The 7,344-nt window shown below is 68.5% G+C and carries 4 protein-coding genes; all 4 read left to right on the top strand.

The window, feature by feature from the left end; genetic code table 11:
• The coding region (locus VFE28_05680; protein ID HZM15473.1) for a C25 family cysteine peptidase at nucleotides 1-2,409 on the top strand (2,409 nt) is incomplete at its 5' end.
• 310 nt (nucleotides 2,410-2,719) lie between these two features.
• Nucleotides 2,720-3,712, top strand: a complete 993-nt coding sequence (locus VFE28_05675) for a PorV/PorQ family protein (GenBank protein HZM15472.1) — start codon at nucleotides 2,720-2,722, stop codon at nucleotides 3,710-3,712.
• A gap of 80 nt (nucleotides 3,713-3,792) precedes the next feature.
• Nucleotides 3,793-7,149 carry an immune inhibitor A domain-containing protein gene (locus VFE28_05670; GenBank protein HZM15471.1) on the top strand — a complete coding sequence of 1,119 codons (3,357 nt, stop codon included), beginning with the start codon at nucleotides 3,793-3,795 and terminating at the stop codon, nucleotides 7,147-7,149.
• Between the two features lie 8 nt (nucleotides 7,150-7,157).
• Nucleotides 7,158-7,344, top strand: a 187-nt coding sequence (locus VFE28_05665; protein ID HZM15470.1) for a hypothetical protein, incomplete at its 3' end; no start/stop codon positions are given.

Below are 7,344 nucleotides of genomic sequence, written 5' to 3'. Positions count from 1 at the left end.
GCGAGCCCAGGAGGAGCGCCCGGGGTCTGGCGTCTGCGCTATGGGCGCGGCAGCGGCATCCGCACCCACTTCCTGGGGGTGAACACGCCGACGCTGGTGGAATCCCCCGACGCCGTGCTGCGCAATGTGCGACCGCTCCGCACGCCGGCGGTCGTACCCGACATGGTGGTGATCACCCACGCCTCGCTGCTCGAGCAGGCGGAGCGCTTCGCCCAGCACCGCCGCGCCCACTTCCCTGGCGCCGCGACGCTGGGGCACACGCCCGAAGTGCAAGTGGTCGACGTGGCCGACATCTACGAGAATTTCTCCGGCGCCCGGGTGGACCCGCTCGCCATCCGCAACTATCTCAAGCTGCTCTACACCCAGCCCTTCCCGCCGGGGGAGACGGCGCCGCGCCTGCGCTATGCGCTCCTCTTCGGCGAGGCCACTCATGATCCGCGCCGGCTCGAAGCGGGGAGTACGCCGACGCTCGTCCCCACCGTGCATGCCTGGTACGCCGATCCGATGGATGCCGGGGTGGAGCAGCTGTCACCGCAGCACCTGCGTCGCTGGTTCGCCGTGGAGGACTGGCTGGGGGAGATGGACATGCCCCGGGCCGCGGGCCTCGGCAACGTCCACGCGGTGCCGGATATCGGAGTCGGGCGACTCACGCCGCGCAGCTCGGCGGAGGCCCAGCGTCTGGTGGACAAGATCGTGGAGTACGACAACTCGACGGATTTCGAGGCCTGGCGGACGCGCGTCGTCCTCTCCGCCGACGACGAATGCAAGCCGGGGCAGGGTTGCTACGAGGACGAACACGTCCTGGGGATGGAACGCCTGGTGCCGCGGACGCCTGAGTCTTGGGACATCGTCAAGATCTACCTGACCGAGTATGACGCGACGCTCGGCCAGAAGCCCCAAGGCCGGGCTGCTTTCATCCGGGCCTGGAGCGACGGCTGCGCCCTCGTCTGCTATCAGGGCCACGGCGCGCCGCGACAGCTGGCGGACGAGGTACTCTTCCTCTCCACCGATATCCCGGCCCTCACCAACGGCCGGCAGCTGCCGGTGTTCATGGCCTTCAGCTGCACGGTGGCGGAGTTCGACGCGCCGGAACTGCAGAGCATGTGCGAGGACATGATCGCCAGCTCTGCGGGCGGCGCCGTCGCCGCCATGGCGGCGACGCAGCTCACCTTCGCGGATGCCAATGCGGACTACAACGTGGAGATCTGGGATGCCATGTTCGTCGACGGCACCACCTCGAAGGTGCCCCTCGGCACCATCCACATGCTGGGGAAGAGCCGCTCGCCCGCGAGCGACGGCCTCAACAACGAAGCTTATGTCCTCCTCGGGGATCCTTCGCTCGTGCTCCAGTCCCCGGAGGCGGAGGTGACCTTCACCAGCGGCGCCGATTCGCTGCAAGCAGGCACGAGCGCTCGCGTCGAGGCCATGGTGCATTTGCCTGGCCAGACAGTACCCCTCGACAGCTTCGACGGCAGCGCCGATGTGGAAGTCTTGGGCAGCGCCGACGACAGCGGCTACCAATCCCCGGTGACACCCTTCGTCCGCATCCCCTACGACCTGCCCGGGCCGCCGCTGTATCGCGGCAGGGTGAGCGTGCAGGATGGTCTCTTCGCCTTCCAGTTCGTCGTTCCGCTCGGCGCCAAGCTCGGCGCCAAAGCGCGGCTCAGCGCTTACGGCTTCGCCGCGAGCGAAGGCAACGACGCCAAGGGTGCTGCCGAGGCCGTGCGTGTCGTCCGCGCCGCCGTGCCGGACTCGTCGCTCGGGTCGCCGCGCATCCGCCTCTACTTCCAAAACAATCTCACGCAGGTGAAGCCGGGGACGCAGCTTTTCGGCGAGATCCGCGACGAGAACGGCATCAACATCCAGGGCACGACGCTGCCGAGCTCGATCCTCCTCGACTTCGACGAGCGCAACCAGCCTCTCAACGTCACCGCGCAGTTCCGCTACGCCGAAGGCAGCGACAGCGTCGGCACGGTGAGCGTGCCGCTGCCCGAGGGATTGGCGGCGGGAGGGCACAAGGCCACGCTGATCGCCTCGGACAATCTGCAGAACCGCAGCACCCAGAGCCTCGACTTCCAGGTGGTGCCGGCTTCGGCGGAGCTGATGGCGAACGTCGTCGCCTTCCCCAATCCGTTCAAGGATCGCACCTTCTTCTTCTTCGAGCTCACCGATCCGGCGGATGTGCTGTTGCGGGTGTTCACCTCCTCGGGGCGCGAGGTCTGGCGCTACGAGAGCTTCGTCGACACGCCACAGCAGGTATCGATCCGCTGGGATGGCCTCGACTTCGCCCGCGACCCGCTGGCGAACGGCACCTATCTCTATCGGGTAGAAGCGCGGCCCCGGCGCGACACTCCGGGGGAGGGGCCGGTTCTGAAGCACGTGGGGAAGGTCGTCATCATGCGGGACTAGCAGGGGGACCCGTCCCCCAAAAGGGACGCACCTGCCCTCCCCAGAGGACGGGCCCACGGCCCCACGCTCCGCCACCGCTGCCGCGCCGGCCCTGGGAATCCGGGTCACGCTTCGAGTGAGTTCTCTCTCGTGCGGTGGAGAACTTTGAAGTCCAACGGGTTGCGCCGCATGGACTGGTGCCACGTAGGACCCGCTGGGAGTTGCAGACAGCGCGCCCCCCGCGGCCTGGAAGTTGCAGGACGGTCGCCGGGGATACGCCCGCGCGGGACGCGTGTGCGCCCGTCGCTCTGCTCGGAGGTCATCGTTTCCAATGCATCGTCCACTCTCTCGTCCGTTCCTCGCCTGCCTCGTCTTTGCCACCGCGATCGTAGCCGCCTCCACGGCGGGCGCGGTGGACGGCTCCGGTGCCATCAGCCTCACCATCGCCCCGAGTGTGCGGGGCGAAGCCATGGGTGGTATGTACACTTCGCTGCCGTTGGACTACTCGGCCCGCTGGGGCAACCCGGCGCTGCTCGCCTTCGTCGACCGTTCGACCTTCGGCCTCATGTACTCGAAGCTGGTCCCCGATCTGGCCGACGACGTCTTCTATTTCTATGGCGGCTACGTGTGGCCCACGGGCAGCATCGGCACCCTGCAGGTCGATTTCACCTACTTGAGCTACGGCGAGAGCGAGGCGGTGGACTCCAGCGGTAACCCGCAGGGCACCTTCAGCAGCTACGAGATGTCCCCCGCCGTGGCGCTCGGCTTCAAGTTCCTCCCCAATCTCGGCCTCGGTGTGGCGGTCAAATACGTGCGCATCGACCTGGCGCCGGAGGACAAGATCCCCGACGCCCTCGGCTCGGGCAGCGGCACCGGCTCCTCTTGGGGCTTCGATCTCGGCGCCATGTACGCCCAGGGTCGCGTGCGCGCTGGCGCTCTCCTCGCCAACCTGGGACCGGACATCACCTTCATCGACGCGGACCAGAGCGATCCCATGCCGCGCATGCTGCGTGTGGGTGGTACCTACGACGTCTACCGCTCCGAGGTCGGTGAGCTGCGCTTCGGTTACGAATGGGAACGGTCGCTGGTCGCCTGGGGCTCCAACATCGGGGACTTCGACGTCCACCACTTCGGCGGCGAGTTCGTCTACGCCAACATGTTCGCCATTCGCGCCGGTTACGTCCACGACTCCGACGGCGACATCCGGTCGCCGACCGGTGGTCTGGGCCTGCGCTGGAGCGGAGCCGCCTTCGAGTACGCCAACGCTCCGCAGGCCCAGGGTCTCGATCGCGTCCATCGCTTCGCGCTCTGGTACCGCTACTGAGCCTGCCTGCCCCACGGGGGAACGGTGGCGGCACTCGATTCTTGCTGCGACCCAACCCCTGCAACCGTTCCCCGGTGAGCATGCACGTGCCGCGCCTCCAGAGTTGGCTCCGTATCGCTGCTTGGCTCGGACTGGCGTGGCTCTTGAGCCATGCGGGTCCCGCCGCGGCGGCCACGGGGAAGTCCCAGCTCCTGCCGCGGCGCGAGCTCGCGACGACGACGCCGGCGGCGACAGAGAAGCTCCGCCGCGCCGCGCGCCTGCGTAGCGTCCCGCCCTTCCGTGTGACGACGGCGCGCGAGCGCCCACGCCTGCCCCAGGGACTGCGGCGCAGCCAGGCCCTGGCCCAGACCGGCGAGGTCGACACGGTGCACATCCTGGTGGCGCGCATCGGCTTCGCCACCAATCGCGCCCCGAACCTGACCAGCATGGCGGCGAACGGCGACTTCCTCCTCGACTTCGATGCGAACGCGATCATCGATCCGCCGCCCCACGAGGTGGCGTACTTCCAGGCGCACCTGCTGGCGCTGCGCAGCTACTACGACATCATGTCGCGCGGCCGACTCGTGGTGGAGGGCGAGGTGTTCCCGCCGGAGGGTGAACCGAGCCTGAAGCTGGGGGACATCGCCGACTATGGGCCGGGCGCCGGCGGCCGCTGGACGCTGGAAGCCTTCGAACGGTATTTCCGCGACGCCGTGGGGCTTCTCGACCGCGAGGCGGCCGGGAAGCTCGATCTCACCCCCTACACCTACGACCCCACCGGCAAGCGCTTGGGCTCCATCGTTCTCGCCCACCCGGGGAGCGATTTACAGAACGACATCAACCAGGACAGCCCCAACGATCTGCCCACCTTCTTCATCACCCTCGTCGACTCCGTTCCGGTGCAAGGCGGGAGCGGCGAGGTGCGTTGGGGCCTCGTGCTGCCGGAAGCGACGATCCAGGACGGTCTCCTCGGCAGCATCCAGGGACCTCTGTGTCACGAGTTCGGCCACCTGCTCGGCTTGCCGGACTGGTACGACACGCGCTTCGGTCTGCCGGCGGTGGGCGAGTGGAGCCTGATGGACTCGGGCAGCGCCGCGGTCTTCGCCTTCGTCCTGCCCGGCAACGAGGAGCAGCCGATCTTCGCCCTGGGCCTCCTGCCCACGGGTCTCTCCGCCATGGATCGCGTCCTCCTCGGCTGGGAAGAGCCCACGGTGCTGCGGGCGCCGCAGGATTCGGTGGTCCTGCGGCCCCCGAACGGGGACGCGGCCTTCGGCGACTTCCCGACCTGTGCCCGACTCGATGTCTCGCCGGAGGAATACTTCCTGGTAGAGAACCGCCGCGATCTTCTCGGACGTCGCATCCCTCTGGACGTGGACTTCTGCCCCTATCTGAACCGGGACGCCGATACCGGGGTGGTGCTCTGGATGAGCAAGGACGACGCGAACAAGCCGTCGCGTGAGCGTCACAACACCGGGGAGTACGACTTCTGGATCTCGGCGCCGTCGGCGCCGGACAGCATCCCCAACTCGGCGTGTGGCGAGTCCGGCTTCGGCCTCCTGGTGTGGCACGTGGACGAGCGCCCGCTCGCCGAAGGTTTGCCGACGAACAGCGTCAACAACGACGAGCGCTACCGGGCCTTGCGGGTGGTGGAAGCGAGCGGCGACTACGAGATCGGCGACTGGCGGCTGCCGACCGCGAGCTTCTACGGCGACGGCTGGAACGATGCTTTCCGGCAGGGTTTTTACACCGAGCTTCGGGCGCAGACGGTACCCAACAACTGGAACAACGACTGGGCGCTCACCGGCTGGGAGATCACCAACGTCGTCACCTCCCGGCCGGAAGCGCACGTGCTGCACGCCCGCACTCTGGATGGCGTCGCCGGCTGGCCGCAGACGTTTCGGGTGGCGCCGGACTCCCTGCTCCAGGTCGAGCCGCGGAGCGCTCTCGTCACCACCGTGAGCGGCCTCGGGAACGTCATCGCTCTCGTCGACTCGACGGCGCTGCACCTGTTCAGTCCGGCGGCGCGCGCGGATCTGCTCGAGACCGGTCTACACCCGGGATCGCTCGCGGCCACAGGGCCGTCCTTCGCGGGCGATGCCTTCGGCACCTTGGCGGCCCTCGATGTCGACTCGCTGCGACTGTGGCAGGCGAACTGGGACGGCACGACCTTGCCGCCCCGGTCCGGATTCCCGCTGCAGATTCCCGGGGGCGCCGGAGGTCGCCTCGTCCTCGCCGAGGCCGAGGGTATCGGCGTGGCCGAAACGGCGGACGGCGCTTGGCTGCCCTTCAATGCCGCCGGTTTTCCTGGCAGCACCTTCGATCTGGAACCGGGGCGGGAGGACGGCATCGTTGTCGGCAACATCTTGCCGGAACCCCCCGGCCCGCAGGTGGCAGAGGTAGCCTTGGTCGGGCGGCGACAAGCTGGTTCGTCCGGCCCGCGCCTCGTCCTCGAGATCTACTCCCTGCCCGGCTTGCAACGGTTGCTGCAGTTCGGGCCCGACGACCTCCCCTTGACCGAGACGCTCTACGTGGGCGGCGGCCGGCTGCAACCCGGCGCGACGGCAGCGCAGATCGTGGTGATGAACTCTCGCGGCGCCCTGCGTGTGGTCGATGCGGCGACCGGGGCCGTGCTGCACGAGTATCGCGATCTGCCCGCGGACGATTACTTGGGATTCGCGCTCGCCGATCTGGATGCGGACGGCGCTCTCGACCTCGTGGCCACCAGCGCCACACGGATCGCTGGCTGCAACAGCCGCGGCGCCCGGCTCTTCTCCACGCCGAGGGCGGTCCAGGACCTATTCGCCCTGCGCTCGGCGACGCACATCGTCACCCCGCCCGTCGTCGCCGACGTGACGGGCGATGCGCTGCCGGAGATTCTCTGCAGCACCGACACCGGACTTCTCTACGCCCTCGACGCGAGCGGGGCCCTCGTTCCCGGGTATCCGCGTAAAGTGCTCCCCGACTTCTACCCGGCCGCGCTCCTGGCGGAGGACCTGGACGGGGTTCGAGAAACACGTGAGGTGATTGCCGTATCCAGTGCTTCAGCTAGCGTTTTTTCGCTTCCGGGTGGCGCTTCGGAAAGCCCCGGGTGGGTTTCCCTCGGGGCCGGTGCAGCGAGGACGAGCTTCGCCACCGCCGCCCCGGCAGGACCCGTGGGCGGGCCCGGGACGCGGCTGGCGGCTCTCGAGCAGCCTTTCCTGGCCTACCCGAATCCGGCCCGGGGACAGCAGGTGCTACTTCGCATCACGGCCTCGAGCGAGGGGCCCTACGAGATTCGCATCTACAACCTGGAAGGCGAGCTGGTGTTCGAGAACCACGGTGTGGCGCACGCCGGTGCCGCCCAGGAGATCCCTTGGTCCGTCTCGCACCTGGCGAGCGGCGTCTATCTATGTCGTTTCGTGAGCGTTGCCGCGGGAGTCCCCTCGCCGCTCGTCGAACGCATCAGCGTGTTGCGTTGAGGAAGCCGATGACCGCAGGCTCGACACCCAGGCGCTGCCGCGCGGCGTTCCTGCTCGGAGCGAGCCTGGTCTCGGTCGCGGTGCTGACCACCCGGGCAGGTGCGGGCGGCTTCTCGATCCAGGAGGCGTTCAGCGGGGCCGCAGCGCCGGTGTCGCTTTTCCCCGGCGGCAGGCTCCAGCTGCAGGAAAGCCCGG

It is taken from the genome of Candidatus Krumholzibacteriia bacterium, assembly GCA_035649275.1.
Taxonomy (GTDB): domain Bacteria; phylum Krumholzibacteriota; class Krumholzibacteriia.
Note: the sequence above shows the minus strand (reverse complement) of the source record. Positions and strands in the feature narration are given on the sequence as shown.